Source organism: Pseudomonas cucumis, assembly GCF_030687935.1.
Classification (GTDB): Bacteria; Pseudomonadota; Gammaproteobacteria; order Pseudomonadales; family Pseudomonadaceae; genus Aquipseudomonas; species Aquipseudomonas cucumis.
Genome location: NZ_CP117454.1, coordinates 2072938 through 2094008 on the forward strand (window position 1 = coordinate 2072938; position 21071 = coordinate 2094008).

17 protein-coding genes are annotated in these 21071 nt (G+C 60.1%); 5 read left to right on the forward strand and 12 right to left on the reverse strand.

Features of this window, described 5'->3' with window-relative positions:
- Positions 1-2: 2 nt before the first annotated feature.
- The 6 genes from ccoO (PSH97_RS09450) to ccoN (PSH97_RS09475) form a co-directional block, all read right to left on the reverse strand.
- Entirely contained in the window at positions 3-611 is a 609-nt protein-coding gene (ccoO, locus tag PSH97_RS09450) for a cytochrome-c oxidase, cbb3-type subunit II (RefSeq protein ID WP_010456412.1), read from the reverse strand.
- Entirely contained in the window at positions 611-2053 is a 1443-nt protein-coding gene (ccoN, locus tag PSH97_RS09455; protein WP_007905436.1) for a cytochrome-c oxidase, cbb3-type subunit I, read from the reverse strand. Before ccoN (PSH97_RS09455) ends, ccoO (PSH97_RS09450) begins: the two co-directional genes overlap by 1 nt.
- A 483-nt stretch (positions 2054-2536) precedes the next feature.
- Positions 2537-3490, reverse strand: coding sequence for a cytochrome-c oxidase, cbb3-type subunit III (ccoP, locus tag PSH97_RS09460; protein WP_305448959.1), 954 nt, complete (start codon positions 3488-3490; stop codon positions 2537-2539).
- Positions 3487-3690: a cbb3-type cytochrome oxidase subunit 3 gene (locus PSH97_RS09465; RefSeq protein ID WP_305449769.1), complete on the reverse strand. Its 204-nt coding sequence runs from the start codon at positions 3688-3690 to the stop codon at positions 3487-3489. The genes ccoP and PSH97_RS09465 overlap by 4 nt, the downstream gene beginning before the upstream one ends.
- A 21-nt stretch (positions 3691-3711) precedes the next feature.
- Positions 3712-4320, reverse strand: coding sequence for a cytochrome-c oxidase, cbb3-type subunit II (gene ccoO / locus PSH97_RS09470; RefSeq protein ID WP_305448960.1), 609 nt, complete (start codon positions 4318-4320; stop codon positions 3712-3714).
- 10 nt (positions 4321-4330) lie between these two features.
- Entirely contained in the window at positions 4331-5755 is a 1425-nt protein-coding gene (gene ccoN / locus PSH97_RS09475; protein ID WP_305448961.1) for a cytochrome-c oxidase, cbb3-type subunit I, read from the reverse strand.
- Positions 5756-5864: 109 nt separating this feature from the next.
- Between ccoN (PSH97_RS09475) and PSH97_RS09480 the strand changes: the two genes are divergently transcribed.
- Positions 5865-6554: an alpha/beta family hydrolase gene (locus tag PSH97_RS09480; RefSeq protein WP_305448962.1), complete on the forward strand. Its 690-nt coding sequence runs from the start codon at positions 5865-5867 to the stop codon at positions 6552-6554.
- A gap of 45 nt (positions 6555-6599) precedes the next feature.
- Here PSH97_RS09480 and PSH97_RS09485 read toward each other — a convergent pair whose 3' ends face one another.
- The 3 genes from PSH97_RS09485 to acnA form a co-directional block, all read right to left on the reverse strand.
- The gene (locus tag PSH97_RS09485; protein WP_305448963.1) at positions 6600-8165 is read right to left on the reverse strand and encodes a methyl-accepting chemotaxis protein; all 1566 of its coding nucleotides are present in this window, start codon (positions 8163-8165) and stop codon (positions 6600-6602) included.
- A 107-nt stretch (positions 8166-8272) separates the two neighbouring features.
- Positions 8273-9064: a CPBP family intramembrane glutamic endopeptidase gene (locus tag PSH97_RS09490; RefSeq protein WP_305448964.1), complete on the reverse strand. Its 792-nt coding sequence runs from the start codon at positions 9062-9064 to the stop codon at positions 8273-8275.
- Between the two features lie 162 nt (positions 9065-9226).
- Positions 9227-11968 (reverse strand): aconitate hydratase AcnA, encoded by a 2742-nt coding sequence (gene acnA / locus PSH97_RS09495; RefSeq protein WP_305448965.1) that lies wholly within the window; start codon positions 11966-11968, stop codon positions 9227-9229.
- Between the two features lie 222 nt (positions 11969-12190).
- Between acnA and rlmM the strand changes: the two genes are divergently transcribed.
- Positions 12191-13264 (forward strand): 23S rRNA (cytidine(2498)-2'-O)-methyltransferase RlmM, encoded by a 1074-nt coding sequence (rlmM, locus tag PSH97_RS09500; RefSeq protein ID WP_305448966.1) that lies wholly within the window; start codon positions 12191-12193, stop codon positions 13262-13264.
- A 185-nt stretch (positions 13265-13449) separates the two neighbouring features.
- Complete coding sequence (tusA, locus tag PSH97_RS09505; RefSeq protein ID WP_007907805.1) at positions 13450-13701, forward strand: sulfurtransferase TusA; 252 nt, start codon at positions 13450-13452, stop codon at positions 13699-13701.
- Here the strand turns inward: tusA and PSH97_RS09510 are convergent.
- Positions 13698-15107, reverse strand: coding sequence for an MATE family efflux transporter (locus PSH97_RS09510; protein ID WP_305448967.1), 1410 nt, complete (start codon positions 15105-15107; stop codon positions 13698-13700). The genes tusA and PSH97_RS09510 overlap by 4 nt on opposite strands.
- A 180-nt stretch (positions 15108-15287) precedes the next feature.
- Between PSH97_RS09510 and pdxB the strand changes: the two genes are divergently transcribed.
- Positions 15288-16430: a 4-phosphoerythronate dehydrogenase PdxB gene (gene pdxB, locus PSH97_RS09515; protein WP_305448968.1), complete on the forward strand. Its 1143-nt coding sequence runs from the start codon at positions 15288-15290 to the stop codon at positions 16428-16430.
- Between the two features lie 189 nt (positions 16431-16619).
- On the opposite strand, the gene PSH97_RS09520 is transcribed toward pdxB, so the two are convergent.
- On the reverse strand, positions 16620-16799 hold the full coding sequence (locus PSH97_RS09520) for a PA1571 family protein (RefSeq protein WP_007907798.1): 180 nt from the start codon (positions 16797-16799) through the stop codon (positions 16620-16622).
- A gap of 258 nt (positions 16800-17057) precedes the next feature.
- Between PSH97_RS09520 and PSH97_RS09525 the strand changes: the two genes are divergently transcribed.
- Positions 17058-18851 (forward strand): ABC transporter transmembrane domain-containing protein, encoded by a 1794-nt coding sequence (locus tag PSH97_RS09525; protein WP_305448969.1) that lies wholly within the window; start codon positions 17058-17060, stop codon positions 18849-18851.
- Positions 18852-18930: 79 nt separating this feature from the next.
- On the opposite strand, the gene PSH97_RS09530 is transcribed toward PSH97_RS09525, so the two are convergent.
- On the reverse strand, positions 18931-20859 hold the full coding sequence (locus PSH97_RS09530; protein WP_305448970.1) for a transglycosylase SLT domain-containing protein: 1929 nt from the start codon (positions 20857-20859) through the stop codon (positions 18931-18933).
- Positions 20860-21071: the final 212 nt, after the last annotated feature.

Here is a 21071-nt window from a genome sequence, read left to right on the forward strand (position 1 = left end):
AATCACCGTTTGCTTTTGATGATGGTGCCCAGGCCTTGCAGATAGGCCACCAGCGCGTCCATTTCGGTTTTGCCCTTCACAGCATCCTTGGCGCCGGCGATGTCTTCGTCGGTGTAAGGGACGCCGAGCGTGCGCAAGACTTCCATTTTCTTGGCGGTGTCTTTGCCGTCGAGCTTGTTTTCCACGAGGAACGGGTACGCCGGCATTTTCGACTCAGGCACTACGTTGCGCGGGTTGTACAAGTGCGCACGCTGCCAGTCATCGGAGTAACGACCGCCGACACGGGCCAGGTCCGGACCGGTACGCTTGGAACCCCACAGGAACGGGTGGTCCCAGACGCTTTCACCGGCTACCGAGTAGTGGCCATAACGTTCGGTTTCAGCACGGAACGGGCGGATCATCTGCGAGTGGCAGCCGACACAACCGTTGGCGATGTAGATGTCGCGTCCTTCCAGTTCAAGGGCGGTGCGAGGCTTCATGCCTTCGACCGGCTTGTTGGTGACGTCCTGGAAAAACAGCGGAACGATTTGAGTCAGGCCGCCGACGCTGACGGCGATAACCATGAAGAAGGCCAGCAGGCCAATATTCTTCTCGACTGCTTCATGCTTCATCAGTGAGCTCCAACTACAGCAATCTGTTCAGCAGCTTTGGCTTCAGCCGGGTTCGAGGCACGTACGGTACGCCATACGTTGTAGGCCATGAACAGCATGCCGCTGGCGAAGAACGCACCGCCCAGGGCGCGAACGATGAAACCAGGGTGGCTGGCTTGCAGCGCTTCGACGAACGAGTAGGTGAGGGTGCCGTCGTCGTTGATTGCACGCCACATCAGGCCCTGGGTGATGCCGTTGACCCACATCGATGCGATGTACAGAACGGTACCGATGGTCGCGAGCCAGAAGTGCGTGTTGATCAGGCCGATGCTGTGCATCTGCGTACGACCGAACAGTTTCGGGATCATGTGGTAGATCGCGCCGATCGAAATCATCGCTACCCAGCCAAGAGCGCCGGCGTGTACGTGGCCGATGGTCCAGTCGGTGTAGTGCGACAGCGAGTTGACGGTCTTGATGGCCATCATCGGGCCTTCGAAGGTCGACATGCCGTAGAACGCCAGCGATACCACGAGGAAGCGCAGGATCGGGTCGGTGCGCAGCTTATGCCAGGCGCCCGACAGGGTCATCATGCCGTTGATCATGCCGCCCCAGCTCGGAGCCAGCAGGATGATCGACATCGCCATGCCCAGGGACTGAGCCCAGTCTGGCAGTGCGGTGTAGTGCAAGTGGTGAGGACCGGCCCAGATGTACAGGGTGATCAGCGCCCAGAAGTGCACGATCGACAGACGATAAGAGTAGATCGGACGCTCGGCCTGCTTCGGAACGAAGTAGTACATCATCCCCAGGAAGCCGGTGGTCAGGAAGAAACCGACCGCGTTGTGGCCGTACCACCACTGGATCATCGCGTCAGTCGCACCCGAATAAGCCGAGTAGGACTTGAAGAAACTGACCGGCAGAGAGGCGTGGTTGACGATGTGCAGCATCGCGGTCACGACGATGAAGGCACCGTAGAACCAGTTACCCACATAGATGTGCTTGGTCTTGCGCTTGACGATGGTGCCGAAGAACACCAGACCGTAGGTGACCCAGACAATGGCCAGCAGAATAGCCAGGGGCCATTCCAGTTCCGCGTATTCCTTGGTGGTGGTGAAACCCATCGGCAAGGTCACGATCGCGCCGACGATCACCGCTTGCCAACCCCAGAAGGTGAAGGCCGCGAGGCTGTCGGAAATCAGTCGCGTTTGGCAGGTTCGCTGCACGACGTAATAGGAAGTGGCAAACAGAGCACAACCACCGAAGGCGAAAATCACCAGGTTGGTGTGCAGCGGGCGCAGGCGTCCAAAGCTCGTCCATGCCAGACCGAAGTTCAACTCCGGCCAGACCAGTTGCGAGGCGATGAAGACACCGAGCCCCATGCCAAGGATCCCCCAGACCACCGTCATGATGGCGAACTGGCGGACTACCTTATAGTTATAAGCAGTCGGACTGATTGCTGTGCTCATTCTAAGGTTCCACGGTTTGGGTGTTTTATTAGGAGTAAAAATCGGCCGCAAGTATGTAGAAAGCGGGGGGTCATTGCAACGCGCCATGACGTGGGTCAATGCTTTCAAAAGCTGATTCTGCGGCCTTTCCATGCGCCGCGTAAGGACAAAATTGCCCTCGGGCAAAATGTCGCGACGAATGAACGAGGCAAGGGGTTCAGGTCAGTTGTAACGGGGTATGTTCAAACACGACGATCGGGTAACAGAGGGCAACGGGGACGATAGCCGGTGTCTACCAGCCTTTGCGGCCTGTCATCGAGCAAATTCGTCGAACACATCGGGTTGAATCGACCTGGAACCGGCGCTGGCCAGTCCGCATCGCTGGGAAGCTTAGACCCGAATCCGGTGAACCGAAAGGAAGACCAAGGGAGGGTGCGACAATGCGTCGCAAAGGGACAGGGAACTGCCGCATCCGGGTGAATGCGGCAGCAGAGCGGACGAGATTTATTTGCCTTTGCCTTCAGCCTGTAAACGCTCGGTGCTCAGCCCGTGAGAGAGGCTGTACACGTAAGCGGCCAGCAATTGCACCTTGTCGTTGCCGAGCAGTTCGTTCTGCGCCGGCATATGGCCCTGGCGGCCATGACGGATGGTTTGTTGCAGTTGCGCCAGGCTTGTACCGTAGATAAATCCGGCTGGTTGCGTCAGATTCGGCGCCCCCATGGCTTCAGTGCCCTGGCCGTTTGCCCCATGACAGGCTACGCAGGTGGTGCTGAACGCTTGCTGTCCGGCGTGCAGATCGGCTGTGCTGTCGGCGGGCAAGGGCAGGCCGGCCAATTCATGACGCACATAGGCGGCGACGTTCTTCACGCCGGCGTCGCCGAGGATTTCACCCCAGGCCGGCATCGCGGCCATGCGACCACCCATGATGGTTGTTTTGATCATGTCGGCATCGCCGCCCCAACGCCAGTTGCTGTCGGCCAGGTTAGGGAAGCCGAACGCGCCCTTGGCATCCGAGCCGTGGCACACCGAGCAATTGGACGCAAACAGACGACCGCCCATTTTCAGCGCTAGCGGGTCCTTGGCCACTTCTTCGATGGGCATGGCAGCAAATTTGGCGAAGATCGGTCCGAACTTCGCGTCAGCCTTGTTCATCTCCTTTTCCCATTCATGGACGCCGGTCCAGCCGTCCTCATAGCCGGGCAATAGGCCTTTCCAGTTGCCCAGGCCCGGGTAAAGCACCAGATAACCGACGGCAAACACCAAGGTGGCGGCGAACAGCATGAACCACCACTGCGGCAGCGGGTTGTCGTACTCCTCGATGCCGTCGAAGCTGTGGCCCATGGTCTGGTCGGTGCTGCCCTTGGTTTCCCCTCGGCGCGTACCGATCAGCAGCCAGGTCAGGCCGATCAGGCTGCCGATGGTCAGTACGCAGATCCACGTACTCCAGAAGGTGGTCATGGCCGGGTACTCCTTGCGGCGGATTCTTGTTGGGTGCTGTTTTCGGATGGCGGCTCATCGGCGAACGGCAGCAAGCGCGCTTCGGCGAATTCCGGATTACGCTTGCTGTTGAACACCCACAGCGTCAGGCCGACGAAGGCCACGAATACCACGACCGTGCCCAGTCCGCGGATCATTCCACTGCTCATTTCGCTTAGTATTTCAAAGGGCATGGACATGGCTCACCTCTTGCTCTTGATGGCAGTGCCGAGCACTTGCAGGTAGGCGACCAGCGCGTCCATTTCGGTTTTGCCCTGAAGCGAGGCGACGCTACCGGCGATGTCGTCGTCGGTGTACGGCACGCCGAGGGTGCGCATGGTCTTGAGCTTGGTTTCGGTGTGGCTGTTGTCGACCGCTTGTGTGACCAGCCACGGGTAGGCCGGCATCTTCGACTCCGGCACCACGTTGCGCGGGTTGTACAAGTGCGCGCGGTGCCAGTCTTCGGAGTAGCGACCGCCGACTCGGGCCAGATCCGGACCGGTACGCTTGGAGCCCCAAAGGAACGGGTGGTCCCAAACGCTTTCCCCGGCCACCGAGTAGTGGCCATAGCGCTCGGTTTCGGCGCGGAACGGGCGGATCATCTGCGAGTGGCAACCGACACAGCCTTCGCGGATGTAAATGTCGCGACCTTCCAGTTGCAGTGCGGTGTAGGGCTTCATGCCTTCTACCGGTTTATTGGTCACGTCCTGAAAAAACAGCGGGACGATCTGGGTCAGGCCGCCGATGCTCACGGCGAACACCATCAGCAACATCAGCAGGCCGACGTTTTTTTCGATTGTTTCGTGTTTCATGGCGGACTCCTCAGGCTATCTGCGCGGCAGCGGCGGCTTCGGCAGGCTGCGAGGCCCGCACGGTGCGCCAGGTGTTGTAAGCCATCAGGAACATGCCACTGAGGAAGATCGCACCGCCCACCAGTCGCACGACGAAGCCAGGATGGCTGGCCACCAGGGTTTCGACGAAGGAGTAGGTCAGCGTGCCGTCTTCGTTGACCGCGCGCCACATCAGGCCCTGGGCGATGCCGTTGACCCACATGGACGCGATGTACAGCACGGTGCCGATGGTCGCGAGCCAGAAGTGCGCGTTGATCAGGCCGATGCTGTGCATCTGCGTGCGGCCGAAGATTTTCGGAATCATGTGGTACAGCGCCCCGATGGAAATCATCGCCACCCAGCCGAGCGCGCCGGCGTGAACGTGGCCAATGGTCCAGTCGGTGTAGTGAGAGAGGGCGTTGACCGTCTTGATCGCCATCATCGGCCCTTCGAAGGTCGACATGCCGTAGAACGCCAGAGACACCACGAGGAAGCGCAGGATCGGGTCGCTGCGCAACTTATGCCAGGCGCCCGAGAGCGTCATCATGCCGTTGATCATCCCGCCCCAGCTTGGCGCCAGCAGGATCAGTGACATCACCATGCCCAGCGACTGTGCCCAGTCCGGCAGCGCGGTGTAGTGCAAGTGGTGAGGACCGGCCCAGATGTACAGGGTGATCAGCGCCCAGAAGTGCACGATCGACAAGCGATAGGAATACACCGGACGCTCGGCCTGTTTCGGCACGAAGTAGTACATCATCCCGAGGAAACCGGCGGTGAGGAAAAAGCCTACGGCGTTGTGTCCATACCACCACTGCACCATGGCATCGGTCGCACCGGCGTACACCGAGTAGGACTTGGTGAAACTCACCGGCAGCTCAAGGTTGTTGACGATGTGCAGGATCGCCACGGTGATGATGAATCCACCGAAGAACCAGTTACCGACATAGATGTGTTTGGTCTTGCGCTGCATGATTGTGCCGAAGAACACGACGGCATAGGCCACCCAGACGATGGTGATCAGGATGTCGATCGGCCATTCCAGTTCGGCGTATTCCTTGGAGCTGGTGTAACCCAGTGGCAGGCTGATGGCTGCCAAGAGAATCACAAGCTGCCAGCCCCAGAAGCAGAACGCGGCGATTTTTGGCGCAAACAGGCGGGTCTGGCAGGTGCGTTGTACCGAGTAGAACGAACTGGCGAACAGGGCGCAACCGCCGAAAGCGAAGATCACCGCGTTAGTATGCAGCGGGCGCAGACGGCCGAAGCTGGTCCACGGCAGGTTGAAGTTGAGTTCAGGCCAGACCAATTGGGCGGCGAGAAAAACCCCGAGCCCCATGCCGACGATGCCCCACACCACCGTCATAATGGCGAATTGGCGGACCACCTTGTAGTTGTAGGCGGTACTGATAGAAGTGTTCATGGTTCCCCATCCACGGTTCAGCCGAAGTGAGGGCCTGTCTTTGCGAGTAAGCCGCAAGGCAGACGCTCCCTTCGCCTGGAGTTATAGGCAGACTAAAAGCGAGGCAAGCATGGACAAAGAGCACAAGGCCAGTATTGACGGGGATCAATGGGCGCATTGTGTGCGGGATCATGGATGGTTGTGGAATGCCGCTGCTTCGGCACCGTCGGCAACGCCTGTGACGCTGATTCTCGCCCACGGTGCCGGCGCGCCGATGGACAGCGGCTGGATGAACGACATGGCTGCGCGTCTTGCTGCGCTTGGGGTCAACGTGTTGCGTTTCGAGTTCCCCTACATGGCGCAGCGGCGTATCGATGGCAGTAAACGTCCCCCGAACCCGGCGCCCAAATTGCAGGAATGCTGGCGTGAGGTGTATGCCGTGGTGCGACGCCATGTCGCTGGGCGCCTGGCCATTGGCGGCAAGTCCATGGGCGGGCGGATGGCGAGTTTGTTGGCTGATGAATTGGGCGCGGATGCGCTGGTGTGCCTGGGATATCCGTTTTATGCGGTGGGCAAACCGGAGAAGCCACGGGTCGAACATTTGGCGGCGCTGAAGACTCGCACGTTGATCGTGCAGGGTGAGCGGGATGCGTTGGGTAATCGGGCGGCGGTCGAGGCTTACACGATGGCGCCGAGTATCGAGGTGTTCTGGCTGGCGGCAGGGGATCATGATTTGAAGCCGTTGAAGGCTTCGGGGTTTACCCATGAGCAGCATTTGGCGGCTGCGGCAGGCAGGGTGGCTACGTTTCTAGGTCAGTGATCGTTCCCACGCGGAGCGTGGGAATGATCAGGAGGGACGCAATAATCAGCGGTTAAACCGCTCCACCAACGAATACTGGGTATTCGCCGTCTTGGTCAGTTCTTCGCTCAACAGCGCCGAGTGCTGTGCCTGTTCCGAGGTCTGGTCAGCCAGTTGCGAGATGTTGCTGATGTTGCGGCTGATTTCTTCGGCGACGGCGCTTTGCTCTTCCGTGGCGGCAGCGATCTGGGTGGTCATGTCGGTGATGTTGGCCACCGCTTCGCTGATGCCCGCCAGCGCCTGATCCGCTTCCAAGACCCGCGCCACGCCCTCTTCGGCCTGGCGATGCCCGGCTTCCATGGTTTGCACCGCGGTGCTGGCGGTTTGCTGCAGCTTGGCGATCAGGGCGTGAATCTGCCCGGTGGATTCGCTGGTGCGTTGCGCCAGTTGACGCACTTCGTCGGCCACCACCGCAAAACCACGGCCCATCTCACCGGCGCGCGCTGCTTCAATCGCGGCGTTCAAGGCCAGCAGGTTGGTCTGGTCAGCGATGCCTTTGATCACGTCGACCACGCCGCCGATTTCGTCGCTGTCCTTGGCCAGTTGCGTGACCGTCAGGCCGGTTTCACCGACCACCACCGACAGACGCTGAATGGCTTCGCGGGTTTCCCCGGCGATGTCGCGACCGCGACCGGTCAGGCGATTGGCTTCCTGAGTGGCGTCAGCAGTGCGCTGCACGTGGCTGGCGACTTCCTGAGTGGTGGCGGCCATCTGATTCACAGCGGTTGCCACTTGCTCGGTTTCGACGCGTTGACGTTCCAGGCCGGTGGAGCTGTTGTGGGCCAAGGTGTCGGACTGTTTCGCTTGCTCGGTCAGATGCTCGGCGGTGTCCTGCAGACGGGTCAGGCAGGTTTTCAGACGGGCTTCCTGACTGAGGATCGACATCTCCAGGCGTGCCTGGGCGCCGCGGCTGTCGGTGTACATCTGCGCGATCAGCGGGTCGGACGTGGTCTGTTCGGCCAGGCGCAGCAAACGCTTGATACCGCGCTGTTGCCAGCTCAAACCCATCAAGCCCAACGGCACCGAAAGGCCGGCCGCGAGGGCGAAGCCCCATTGGGACGTCAGGGTGGCGCCGATCATGAAACTCAACTGGCTGACCAGAATGAACGGCAGCCAGTCTTGAAGCACCGGTAGCCATTTGTCTGTAGAGGGAACCGCGGACTTGCCCTGGTTGATGCGTTGGTAGAGCGCTTCGGCGCGGCGGATCTGTTCGGCGGTGGGTTTGACCCGCACCGATTCGTAACCGATCACCTGATTGCCGTCGAACACCGGTGTGACATAGGCGTTAACCCAGTAGTGGTCACCGGTTTTGCAGCGATTCTTGACAATGCCCATCCATGGCAAGCCTTGTTTCAGTGTGCCCCACATGTGCGCGAACACCGCAGCCGGGACGTCGGGGTGACGGACCAGGTTATGCGGTGCACGGATCAGTTCCTCACGAGTAAACCCGCTGATTTCAACGAAAGCGTCGTTGCAGTAGGTGATCACGCCCTTGGCATCGGTGGTGGAAATCAACCGTTGCTGAGCCGGGAAGGTCCGTTCGCGTTGTGTAATGGGCTGGTTGTTACGCATGGCTTTTTCAATCCGCAAGGCTTTGAAGGGGTATCGGCATCGTCAGGCATTTATTGAAGTTTTTTTTCAATAAATCAGTAACGCGTCGCAAAACGACTGCTGCGTCATCATCCCGCGAGCATCGGATACGTGAACAAGCCGAAATGCAGCAGATTCAAACCAAAGTGGGTGGCGATGGCTGCGCCCAACCCGCCAAAACGATAGGCCAGGCCATAACCGACCCCCGCCAGGCCCGCCAGCAACATCCATTGCCAGCCAGCGCCCAGATGAACGAGGCCGAACAGCATGGAGGCGAGCAACAACGCGAGATTTTCGCCATAAGGCAGGTGTTTGAACTGTCGGCTCAGGCCACCCTGGATGTAGCCGCGAAACAACGCTTCTTCCACCAACGTCACCAGCAACAGATTGTTCAGCACCCACAACCAGGCCTGATCCGGCCACTTCGGTGCCCAACTGATCACGCCCAGCAACAGCGCGCCACCCAAGGCCAGTACGGCGCTTATGGCCAGGGCGAGGGCGGTGGCATAAACGGACAGTCGCAATGAGCGCCGGCCGACAATCCAGGGGCAAACCAACAACAGCCAGAACCCGATCAGCGGTTTGTCCTGATTCAGGTACATGGCAAACGGCACGGCATCGTCGGTGAAGCGCTGGGGATTGATGGCACGACCGTTATAGAAACCGGGAAGCCAGTGCATCGCCAGCGCTACCGCCAGGAAGATGAACAAGCCGTGGCCGAGGTAGCGGCCGATGGGAATCTGTTGTTGGCGAACGGCGAAACCGGCGAACAGCAGCAACGCGAAAGAGATCGCGGCCAGCCAGCCGAGCTGGCCGTAGATCAACGCCAGGCCATAGCCCATGGAGAGGAGCGCCAGATAAGTCCATGGCAGAGCAAGCATGTGAAGTCCTTGTGTCGGTAATTTCTACAGTGTGACACGGTCCCTTGTGGGAGCGGCGGTGCGGCGATCCCACAGTGGATCGGTGGCGCGCAGGGTATTTTTGTTCGGTGCAGGACACAAACAAAAACACCGCCCGAAGGCGGTGTCGTTGTCAGCAGGCTGTTACGAGGCAATCAATTGCCTCAACACATAATGCAAAATCCCGCCGGCCTTGAAGTATTCCACCTCGTTGAGGGTATCGATCCGGCACAACACCTCAATCTTTTCCTTGCTGCTGTCTTCACGGGTGATGACCAGTGTCAGGTTCATCCGCGGAGTCAGTTCGACGCCAGTGAGGCCAAGAATATCAAGGGTCTCCTTGCCGGTGAGGTTCAGGCTCTTGCGGTTCTGATCCAGCTTGAACTGCAACGGCAATACGCCCATGCCCACCAGGTTGGAACGGTGAATCCGCTCGAAGCTTTCGGCGATGACCGCTTTGACCCCCAGCAGATTGGTGCCCTTGGCCGCCCAGTCGCGGCTCGAGCCGGTGCCGTATTCTTGCCCGGCGATCACCACCAGCGGCGTGCCCGATGCCTGGTAAAGCATGGCCGCGTCGTAGATCGGCAGCTTTTCTCCGGTCGGAATATAAATCGTGTTGCCGCCTTCTTCGCCGCCGAGCATCTCGTTGCGGATCCGGATGTTGGCGAAGGTGCCGCGCATCATCACTTGATGGTTGCCGCGACGGGAGCCGTAGGAATTGAAGTCCCGAGGTTCCACCCCTTGCTCGCGCAGGTAACGGCCGGCAGGGCTGTCAGCCTTGATGTTGCCGGCCGGGGAAATGTGGTCGGTAGTCACCGAGTCACCGAGCAGCGCGAGGACTTTCGCCCCTTCGACGTCCTTGACCACCGGCGCAGGGCCGCCGATGTCATCGAAGAAGGGCGGATGCTGGATATACGTCGAATCGTTGTTCCAGACATAAGTCGCTGCCTGCGGCACTTCGATGGCTTGCCACTGCTCGTCGCCGGCGAACACTTCGGCGTACTCCTTGTGGAACATGGCGGTGTTCACTTGAGTCACCGCGTCGGCGATTTCTTTGGTGCTCGGCCAAATGTCTCGCAGATAAACCGGCTGGCCGTCCTTGTCGTTACCCAATGACTCGCTGCTGATGTCGATGCGCACCGTGCCAGCCAATGCATAGGCGACGACCAGAGGCGGGGAGGCCAGCCAGTTGGTTTTCACCAGCGGATGCACGCGACCTTCAAAGTTGCGGTTGCCCGAGAGCACCGAGGCGACGGTCAGGTCGGCTTGCTGAATGGCTTTTTCGATCGGCTCCGGCAACGGCCCGGAGTTACCGATGCAGGTGGTGCAGCCATAACCGACTAGCGCAAAACCGAGTTCATCAAGGTAGTGGGTCAGGCCCGCTGCCTTGTAGTAGTCGGTGACCACTTTCGAACCGGGAGCCAGCGAACTCTTGACCCACGGTTTGCGCTTCAGGCCTTTCTCCACGGCTTTTTTCGCCACCAGCCCGGCCGCCATCATCACGCTGGGGTTGGAAGTGTTGGTGCAGGAAGTGATCGCGGCAATCACCACCGCGCCATTTTTCAGCCGATATGTGCGGCCTTCGTGATGGTAGTCCGTTTCGCCGACCAGATCGGCGTTGCCCACCGCGACACCACCGCCACCCTCACTTTCCAGACGACTTTCTTCCTTGCTGGAGGGTTTGAATTGCAGGCCGAGAAAGTCAGTGAACGCTTGCGCGACATTCGGCAACGAGACGCGGTCCTGTGGGCGTTTCGGTCCGGCGAGACTGGCCTCGACGCTGCCCATGTCCAGGGCCAGGCTGTCAGTGAACACCGGCTCCTTGCCGGGCAGGCGCCACAGCCCCTGGATCTTGCTGTAGGCCTCCACCAGTTTCACGGTTTCCGGTGTACGGCCGGACAGGCGCAAGTACTCCAGTGTCACCTCGTCCACCGGGAAGAAACCGCAGGTGGCGCCATATTCCGGGGCCATGTTGGCGATGGTCGCGCGGTCAGCCAGCGGCAGGTCGGCGAGGCCGTCGCCGTAGAACTCGACGAATTTGCCGACCACACCTTTCTTGCGCAGCATCTGGGTCACCGTCAGCACCAGATCGGTGGCGGTGATGCCTTCCCTGAGCTTGCCGGTGAGCTTGAAACCGATCACTTCGGGAATCAGCATCGACACCGGTTGGCCGAGCATCGCCGCTTCCGCTTCGATCCCGCCCACGCCCCAGCCGAGCACGCCGAGGCCGTTGATCATGGTGGTGTGAGAGTCGGTGCCAACCAAGGTGTCCGGGAAAGCATACGTGCGACCGTCCTCGTCCTTGGTCCAGACCGTACGGCCCAAGTACTCAAGATTGACCTGGTGGCAGATGCCGGTGCCCGGTGGCACCACGCTGAAATTGGCGAAGGCGCTCTGGCCCCAGCGCAGGAAGGCATAACGTTCGTGGTTGCGCTGCATTTCAATATCGACGTTCTGTTCGAAGGCGCTTGAGCTGGCGTACTTGTCGACCATTACCGAGTGGTCGATCACCAGGTCCACCGGCGACAGGGGATTGATGCGCTGCGGGTCGCCACCGGCCTTGGCCATGGCGGCGCGCATGGCGGCCAGGTCGACCACGGCCGGGACGCCGGTAAAGTCCTGCATCAATACCCGCGCGGGGCGGTATTGGATTTCGCGATCGGAGCGACGCTCCTTGAGCCAGGCGGCAATCGCCTTGAGGTCGGCGCCGGTAACGGTTTTCTCGTCTTCCCAGCGCAGCAGGTTTTCCAGCAACACTTTCAACGACATCGGCAGCTTGTCGAGATCGCCCAGGCTTTTGGCGGCTTCGGGCAGGCTGAAATAGTGATAAGTCTTGTCGTCGACTTGTAAGGTTTTAAGGGTTTTCAGGCTATCTAGGGACGGCATTGAAATGACTCCTTTAAATCCGCACGGCTACGGATTGAGGGAACGAACTGAGGCTTAAACCTAGTCCTGTTTGATGCTTAAGGCTAATTACTGGACTCTATGGAGAAGTCCAAGGTTCCGAACTCGGCTATCATGCGCCGGTTTTCGTGACAGGCTTTGCTTCAACGCAAGTCTGGGCATCGCGCAGTGGCTGAATTCTTCGCCAACTGCCCAGGAGTAAGAATGAACACCCTCTTTATGCATTGCCGGCCGGGCTTCGAAAGCGAAGTCTGTTCCGAGATTTCCGAACACGCCGCGCGGCTGAACGTGGCCGGTTATGCCAAGGCCAAGACCGCCAGCGCCTGCGCCGAATTTATCTGCACCGAAGAAGACGGCGCCGAGCGCCTGATGCGTGGTCAGCGTTTTGCTGACCTGATCTTCCCTCGCCAGTGGGCTCGCGGGATCTTCATCGATCTGCCGGAAACCGACCGCATCAGCGTAATCCTCGCGCACATGGCGGACTTCCCGCTGTGCGGCAGCCTGTGGCTGGAAATGGTCGACACCAACGATGGCAAAGAGCTGTCGAACTTCTGCAAGAAATTCGAAGGCCACCTGCGCAAGGCGCTGATGGCGGCCGGCAAACTGGTAGACGACGCCCACAAGCCGCGGCTGTTGCTGACCTTCAAGAGTGGCCGTGAAGTGTTCATGGGCCTGGCGGAATCGAACAATTCGGCGATGTGGCCGATGGGCATTCCGCGCCTGAAATTCCCGCGTGAAGCACCGAGCCGTTCGACTCTCAAGCTGGAAGAAGCCTGGCACCATTTCATCCCCCGCGACCAGTGGGACGAGCGCCTGCACAGTGACATGACCGGTGTCGACCTCGGCGCTGCACCCGGTGGCTGGACCTGGCAACTGGTCAACCGCGGCATGCTGGTGACCGCTATCGACAATGGCCCGATGGCCGAAAGCCTGATGGACACCGGTTTGGTGCAGCACTTGATGGCCGACGGTTTCACCTTCAAACCCAAGCAACCGGTGGACTGGATGGTTTGCGACATCGTCGAGAAACCGGCGCGCAACGCGGCAATGCTGGAAGCATGGATTGGCGAGGGGCACTGCCGGGAAGCGGTGGTTAACCTCAAGCTGCCGATGAAACAGCGTTATGCCGAAGTGAAGCGCTTGCTGGAACGTATTGCCGACGGGTTCAAGGCGCGGGGCATTCGGGTCGAGATCGGCTGCAAGCAGCTGTATCACGACCGTGAGGAAGTGACCTGTCACCTTCGCCGGCTTGACGTAAAGAAACCCAAGTCCCGCTGACTTTGTGTACCGATCATTCCCACGCTCCGCGTGGGAATGCCGCCGGGGACGCTCCGCGTTCCGCCTTTGGATGTGACGCAGAGCGTCACGGGATGCCTTCCCACGCAGAGCGTGGGAACGATCAGCTGCCAGTGACTAGACACCCGGCAATGCGCGACAATGCCGGCAAGTTTCAGGAGTAAATCATGAGTGAAATGATCGATACGCCGGTAGACGGCACCCTCGACGCCACCGGCCTCAATTGCCCGGAACCGGTGATGATGCTGCACCAGCACATCCGAGACCTGGTGCCCGGCGGCCTGCTGAAGGTGATCGCCACCGACCCCTCGACCCGTCGCGACATCCCCAAGTTTTGCGTGTTTCTCGACCACGAACTGGTCGCGCAGCACGAAGAGGCAGGCACCTACCTCTACTGGATCCGCAAAAAACTCGCTTAACCCGCCGAACGACTGATGCGGATCCGCTTGCGTGCACTTCGCGTCAGGCGGATCGACAGCATCAGTGCCGCGCAACTCAAGCCCACGATCAAACCCTGCCACAGCCCGCTCGGGCCGCTCGGCGCGCCGAACCAGTCGGTCAGGCCCAAGGCGTAACCCACCGGCAGACCAATCCCCCAGTACGCGAACAGCGTCAGGATCATCGTCACCCGCGTGTCCTGATAGCCGCGCAGTGCACCCGCCGCCGTTACCTGTATCGCATCGGAAAACTGGAACAGCGCCGAATACACGATCAGCATCGCGGCCACCTGAATCACCGTCGGGTCGGCGGTGTAAATCGCAGCGATGGGTTCACGCAGCAACAGCATCAGGCTCGCCGACAGGCACGCATAAGCCAGGGCGGTGCCCATGCCGACACCGGCGGCGAAGCGGGCTTCGCGCGGTTCCTCTCGACCGAGAGCCTGGCCGACTCGCACGGTCACGGCCATGCCGAGGGAGTAGGGGATCATGAACACCAGCGAGCTGAAGTTCAGCGCGATCTGATGCCCGGCGACCACGGTGGCGCCGAGGCTGCCGATCAGCAGGGCAATCACGGCGAAGATGCTCGACTCGGCGAACACCGCGATGCCGATTGGCAGGCCGATGCCCAGCAAGCGTTTGATCACTGACCACTGTGGCCAGTCGAAACGGCTGAACAGCTGGCTTGACTGGTAGGCCGGCGCCCAACGCTCCCAGCCGGCCATGCCCAACGCCATCACCCACATCACAATCGCCGTGGCCCAGCCGCAGCCGACCCCGCCCATGGCCGGCACACCAAAGTGGCCATAGATGAAGATGTAATTGAGCGGAATATTCAGCGCCAACCCACACAGGCCAAGGACCATGGCCGGGCGGGTGCGACCCAGGCCATCACTGAAGCAGCGCAGCACGTGATAGAACGCGACGGCAGGCAGGCCGCTGGCGATGCCGTGCAGATACTGCATGCACGGGCCGATCAGCTCGGGATCGACTTTCATGATGTGCAGGATCGGTTCGGCGCTGAACAGCATGCCGGTCGCCATCAAGCCCACCACCAGCGCCAGCCACAAGGCCTGACGCACGATCGGGCCAATCTCGCTGTGCGTGCCGGCGCCGAAGCGCTGGGCGACTTTCGGGGTGGTGGCCAGCAGTGTGCCGGTCATCAGCAGAAACACCGGCACCCAGATCGAGTTGCCCAGCGCGACGGCCGCCAGATCTCGAGGCCCGACACGACCGGCCATCACCGCATCGACGAAGCCCATGGCGGTGGTCGCCAGTTGCGCGATCATGATCGGCAACGCAAGGCCGAGCAGGTTTTTCAGCTCCAGGCGAACCCGGGCCGGGCGGTTGAGGGAAATAGCGGTGGGGCGGTCTGTCACGGAATTCAAGGCGAAACGTCCAAAAGGGTTTTGATGCGCAGGCGGCGCATTCTACGCCTTGACGCAGTGGTCAGGAAAAATCCTGTGTTACCGATTTGTAATCCCTCAACCCGGCAGCTCACAGAAGATGTGTGCTAGGCGCAGAGTGTCATCTGCGCCTAAACTGCCGGTCCGCCAAAGGAGCCTGCCATGCTGATTGTTGCCGACGAAAATATCCCGCTGCTCGATGCCTTCTTCGCAGGTTTCGGTGAAATCCGCCGGGTACCGGGACGTGCCATTGATCGCGCCACTGTCGAGCAGGCCGATGTGCTGTTGGTGCGCTCGGTGACCAACGTCAACCGCGAATTGCTCGAAGGCAGCAAGGTGCGCTTCGTCGGCACGTGCACCATCGGCACCGATCACCTGGATCTGGATTACTTTCAACAGGCCGGCATCACCTGGTCCAGCGCGCCAGGCTGCAATGCCCGGGGTGTGGTCGATTACGTGCTGGGCAGCCTGTTGACCCTGGCCGAAATCGAAGGTGCCGACCTGACTCAACGCACCTACGGCGTGGTCGGCGCCGGTGAAGTGGGTGGGCGGCTGGTCAAGGTTCTGCAAGGTCTGGGCTGGAACGTGCTGGTCTGCGACCCACCACGGCAAGCCGCTGAAGGGGGCGATTACGTCAGTCTTGAGCAGATCATCGAGCAATGCGACGTCATCAGTCTGCACACCCCGCTGGACAAACAAGGCCCTCAGGCGACCTGGCATCTGTTCGATAAAACCCGCTTGAACCAGCTCAAGCCTGCCACTTGGCTGATCAACGCCAGTCGTGGCCCGGTCATCGACAACGCCGCCCTGCGCCAGGTGCTGTTGCAGCGTGAAGACCTGCAAGCGGTGCTGGATGTCTGGGAGGCTGAGCCCGAGGTCGATGTGGCACTGGCCGAGTTGTGTGTGCTGGCGACGCCACACATTGCCGGTTACAGCCTGGACGGCAAACAGCGCGGGACGGCGCAGATCTATCAGGCGTTTTGCGAGTTCCTCGGGCAACCGGAACAGGTCCACCTGAGCGACTTGCTGCCAGCCCCTTGGTTGTCGGCCGTGACGTTGAACGCCGACAGCGATCCGGCCTGGGCGCTGGCGATGTTGTGCCGTGGCGTGTACGACCCGCGCCGTGACGACGCGGATTTCCGTCGCAGCCTTGTAGGCAACGTGAGCGAGCAGCGTGCGGCGTTCGATGCGCTGCGCAAGCATTACCCGCTACGGCGGGAGATTGATGGGTTGAAGGTGCGGCTCGAGGGAGATTCGCCGGCATTGCAGCAGATTGTGGCGGCGTTGGGTGCTTCGGCTGTCTGAGTACCGCGTTGGCCTTATCGCGGGCAAGCCACGCTCCCACACGTCATGCGTCAATTTCGAAATCGCGGTAATCCTGTGGGAGCGGCGGTGCGGCGATCCGACTTGCCCGCGATAGCGTGCGCAACACTTTCAAAAGGCACCCATAAAAAACCCGGCTAAAAGAGCCGGGTCAAGAAGACGGTGGCTACATCACTCTTGTTCGGCAGGCTTGACCAATCGCTTCTCCAGTTCGCGGCAAGCGTCCTGGATCATGTTTTCAGTGATCGGTACTTCGTGCCCATCCTTATCAATAATCGAGCAACCCAGAGACTGGTCTGGCTGCGTGCGGATCACTGGAATCTTGTCATCGCTGCTGTTTTGCAAGGACATGGCCTGTCTCCTCATCAGGTTGTGTGCTTACTGTAAAACCGCCAAGTGACCGGGCTGTGACAACTCCCTGCGATCTTTCAGGTCGGCATCCTCAGTCCATCAGAAATACCCGGATGTTTCCACCCGGACTTTAGACCAATAATCTCTAGTCACTAGTCTTCGCGGTCATAATTAACCTGACTCATTATGATTTACAGGGTTCAATTCCATTGACCGGTGTAGGCTTGGACGGGTCAAAACCATTGGTTGCACCTTCGGATGATCCTCATGCTCTCTTCCCGTCACCGCCGCGCCATTCGTCTGGCCAGCCGTTTCCTCGCACCTTATCGCTGGCCGGCTTTGGGCGCTTTGCTGGCGTTGATTGTTACTGCCGGCATCACCTTGTCCATGGGGCAGGGGATTCGCCTGCTGGTGGATGAGGGTTTCATGACCCAGTCGCCGCATTTGCTCAACCGATCCATCGGCGTGTTTATGCTGTTGGTGGTCGGTCTGGCGATTGGCACCTTTGCACGCTTTTACCTGGTGTCGTGGATCGGCGAGCGCGTTGTCGCCGACATCCGCCGTCGGGTATTCAACCATCTGGTCTACCTGCATCCGGGGTTCTATGAAGACAACCGCAGCTCCGAAATCCAGTCGCGGCTGACCGCCGACACCACGCTGCTCCAATCGGTGATCGGCTCTTCACTGTCGCTGTTTCTGCGTAATGGGCTGATGGTGATCGGCGGGATTGTCTTGCTGTTTATCACCAACCCCAAACTCACCAGTATCGTGGTGATCGCGTTGCCGCTGGTGGTCGCGCCGATCCTGATTTTTGGTCGCCGGGTGCGCACCCTGTCGCGTCTTAGCCAGGACCGGATTGCCGACATCGGCAGCTATGTCTCCGAAACCCTGAGTCAGATCAAAACCGTGCAGGCCTACAACCATCAGGTTCAGGACGAGCAGCGTTTTGCCACGACCGTGGAAGAGGCTTTCAACACTGCCCGCAAGCGCATCTTCCAGCGGGCCTGGTTGATTACCTTGGTGATCCTGCTGGTGTTGGGCGCGGTCGGGGTGATGCTCTGGGTCGGCGGCATGGATGTCATCGCCGGGCGGATTTCCGCGGGTGAGCTGGCAGCGTTTGTCTTTTACAGCCTGATCGTTGGCGGTGCTTTCGGCACGTTGAGTGAAGTGATTGGCGAACTGCAGCGAGCGGCGGGGGCGGCGGAACGGATTGCCGAGTTGTTGCGTTCGGAAAACATCATTCAGCCACCGACCCATGGTCTGGTGACTTTGCCTGAACGGGTGAAGGGCGATCTGGTGCTACAAGATGTGCGCTTTTCCTACCCGTCGCGTCCGCAAAGCTATGCCGTCGATGGCCTTAATCTGACTATCAATGCCGGCGAAACCCTTGCATTGGTCGGGCCGTCCGGTGCCGGCAAGTCGACGGTGTATGACCTGTTGTTGCGCTTTTACGACCCCATCGAAGGACGCATCCTGCTGGACGGTGTGCCGCTGACCCAACTCGATCCTCTGGACCTGCGCCGCTGCTTCGCCCTGGTCTCGCAAACCCCGGCGCTGTTCTTCGGCAGCGTCGAAGAGAATATTCGCTACGGTCACCCGACCGCGACTTTGGCCCAAGTCCAGGAAGCCGCGAAAATCGCCTACGCCCACGACTTCATCGAGCAACTGCCCAACGGCTACCAGACTCACCTCGGCGACGCTGGTCTCGGTTTGTCCGGCGGGCAACGCCAGCGTCTGGCCATCGCCCGGGCGCTGCTGGTGGACGCGCCGATCCTGCTGCTGGACGAAGCCACCAGCGCCCTCGACGCCCAGAGTGAGCATCTGATCCAGCAAGCCCTGCCCAGCCTGATGAAAAATCGCACCACGCTGGTCATCGCCCACCGATTGGCCACGGTGAAAAACGCCGACAGGATTGCAGTGATGGACCAAGGAAAACTGGTAGCAGTGGGGACGCATCAGGAGTTGATTGCGAGTAATGCACTGTATGCCCGGCTGGCGGCGTTGCAGTTTAGTGATGGGCGCCATGCCCCAACCGACCAAGTAACCGACTAAGTAACCGACCAAGTAGAGCACCCTAAAAAATGCCCGCATCAATCGATGCAGGCATTTTTGTCAGCATTTCAAAGCAGGCTCATTGATCGTCAAAGTAGCGTTCATGCCAATCCACCAACGGTTGTGGTGAGTTGAGCTTCTGGCCGTAGATCACCGAATACGATAATACGTTCTGCACGTACTGGCGGGTTTCGTCGAACGGGATGCTTTCCACCCACACATCGAAGCTCAGGTGATCGGCGCCACGCAGCCATTGACGTACGCGGCCGGGGCCGGCGTTGTAGGCGGCGGAGGCGAGGACGCGGTTGCCGTTGAACTGGCTGTGGACCTGGCTCAGGTAAGCGGCACCGAGCTGAATGTTCTTGTCCGGATCGAACACTTGCTGCGGGGAAGCGAGGGGAATGCTGAACTTGCGCGCGGTTTCCTTGGCGGTGCCGGGCATCAGTTGCATCAGGCCGCTGGCACCGACGCCGGAGCGTGCATCGGCCATGAAGGCGCTTTCCTGACGGGTGATGGCGAATACCCAGCTCGAATGCAGCCCTCGGACCTTGGCTTCACGGACCAGGGTTTCGCGGTGGGCCATCGGGAAGCGGATATCCAGGTCGTCCCAGTACTTCGCCTGACTGATGGTGCGGATCGCCGGGAAATACCATTTCAGGTCGTAAGCCAGTTTCGCCTGGGCGACCATTTCGTCACGGTTGAAGTGCCGGCTGACGTGGTACCACTCGCGACGACCGTCGACGATCTGCCCGCGGGCATGGAACTCCAGGGCTCTTCGTATGCCGGGGGTATTGCGCACTTTGTTGATCAGCGCCTGGCTGAGCACCAGCGGTTTGTTGTTCAGCGAATAGGATGATTGCGAGCGATCGGCTGCCAGGAAACCGTAGAAATCGCGCTCGCGAGCCAGGTTCTTGTAAAGCGTCTGCGCTTCCGGATTTTGCGGCTGCGCCAATTCCAGGCTGCGAGCCTGCCAGTAACGCCAGCGGTTGGTGGTGGCCAGATCCTGAGGTAAACGGCGGGTCAACTGATAGGCATCGTCCCAGCGGGCCAGACGCAATAGCAGGCGCAAGCGCCATTCGGAAACGGTGTTGTCGCGCAGTTCCGGGTCGTATTTGGTCATCACATCCAGCGCGCGACTGTCGAAACGCCGAGCGAGGGTCAGGCCGATTTCCCGGGCAATCGCGACTTTTTCGTCACGTGAGAAGTGCATGCTGTTGGCGTAACCGTCGAGCAGGGCCATGGCCCTGTCCGGATCCTGACGGGCCAGGCGGCGCAGGCCGAGGCTGACGATATCGGACATGGGTTCGTCGGCGGGGATGAAACGCGACGGCTGATTGAGCAGCTCGGGTTTCTGCGCCACATCCACCAGCAGGCGACCGCGTGGGGCGAGGGTCGTCAGGCCATTGATCAGGCTGTTGGCCAGCGCATAGTTGCGCGCCTGGGCGGCGAGCTTGGTGCGCTCCCAGCGTTTCTGTTCAGTCAGTTGACCCTCGGCGGCCCACATGCCGAACAAACCATCGCAAGCTTCGGGCTGGGTTTTGCCGCTCAGCCAAAGCTTGTCGGCGTTGGCATAGCCCTCGACCTTGCGGTTATGGCTGATCTGATATTGCGCGTTAAGGCAGTCAAGTTCGGTGAAATTGAGCTTGGGATCGTAATACTTGACGAAAGTCGCCCAATCGCCACGTTCGGCCAGCCAGCGCAACCAGCGCAATTTCATCCAGTTGGCTTGGGGCAGGTCACCGTGTTCGGCGAGGAATTTCTCGATTTCGGCGTTGCTCGCGGTTTTCAGGCGCGCGGTCAGTTCGTCATAGGCCAGGTAGGGTTCCAGCGGGTAATCGCTAAGCGCCTGGCTATAACGGAAATAAGGGCCGGAATCGCCCTTGGCCAGGGCGCGCTTGGCTTCATCGTAATATTGGCGCTGGGTAGACAGGTCCACCGCCTGAGCGGATTGAGCGGCAGCGGCGGTAAGAAGCAAACATGAAAAAAAACTGAAAAGGCGACTGCGCATGAGGCATCCGGGCAGAGAAATCGTGACATGTGCCGGCAACGCCCGCACTTAATATATGTAGCTTAGCCTTTTGCCAGCAACCGGCGAAAGCTTTGCCGGGCTGCCGGCACAAGTTCGCAACAATTATTTGTCAGAGTGCTGTCACAGCGAAATTGCCGGCCTTCTGAAGCCTCGTTTCAGGTAGAATGCGCCCCCGGTTTTTGGAGAAGCTC

Coding starts and splice junctions, on each gene's coding strand:
- pdxB (WP_305448968.1), top strand. CDS start 15,288: ATGCTGATTGTTGCCGACGAAAATATCCCGCTGCTCGATGCCTTCTTC.
- PSH97_RS09485 (WP_305448963.1), bottom strand. CDS start 8,165: ATGCGTAACAACCAGCCCATTACACAACGCGAACGGACCTTCCCGGCT.
- rlmM (WP_305448966.1), top strand. CDS start 12,191: ATGAACACCCTCTTTATGCATTGCCGGCCGGGCTTCGAAAGCGAAGTC.
- PSH97_RS09520 (WP_007907798.1), bottom strand. CDS start 16,799: ATGTCCTTGCAAAACAGCAGCGATGACAAGATTCCAGTGATCCGCACG.
- PSH97_RS09480 (WP_305448962.1), top strand. CDS start 5,865: ATGGACAAAGAGCACAAGGCCAGTATTGACGGGGATCAATGGGCGCAT.
- ccoO (WP_010456412.1), bottom strand. CDS start 611: ATGAAGCATGAAGCAGTCGAGAAGAATATTGGCCTGCTGGCCTTCTTC.
- ccoO (WP_305448960.1), bottom strand. CDS start 4,320: ATGAAACACGAAACAATCGAAAAAAACGTCGGCCTGCTGATGTTGCTG.
- PSH97_RS09490 (WP_305448964.1), bottom strand. CDS start 9,064: ATGCTTGCTCTGCCATGGACTTATCTGGCGCTCCTCTCCATGGGCTAT.
- ccoP (WP_305448959.1), bottom strand. CDS start 3,490: ATGACCACCTTCTGGAGTACGTGGATCTGCGTACTGACCATCGGCAGC.
- tusA (WP_007907805.1), top strand. CDS start 13,450: ATGAGTGAAATGATCGATACGCCGGTAGACGGCACCCTCGACGCCACC.
- ccoN (WP_305448961.1), bottom strand. CDS start 5,755: ATGAACACTTCTATCAGTACCGCCTACAACTACAAGGTGGTCCGCCAA.
- ccoN (WP_007905436.1), bottom strand. CDS start 2,053: ATGAGCACAGCAATCAGTCCGACTGCTTATAACTATAAGGTAGTCCGC.
- PSH97_RS09530 (WP_305448970.1), bottom strand. CDS start 20,859: ATGCGCAGTCGCCTTTTCAGTTTTTTTTCATGTTTGCTTCTTACCGCC.
- PSH97_RS09525 (WP_305448969.1), top strand. CDS start 17,058: ATGATCCTCATGCTCTCTTCCCGTCACCGCCGCGCCATTCGTCTGGCC.
- acnA (WP_305448965.1), bottom strand. CDS start 11,968: ATGCCGTCCCTAGATAGCCTGAAAACCCTTAAAACCTTACAAGTCGAC.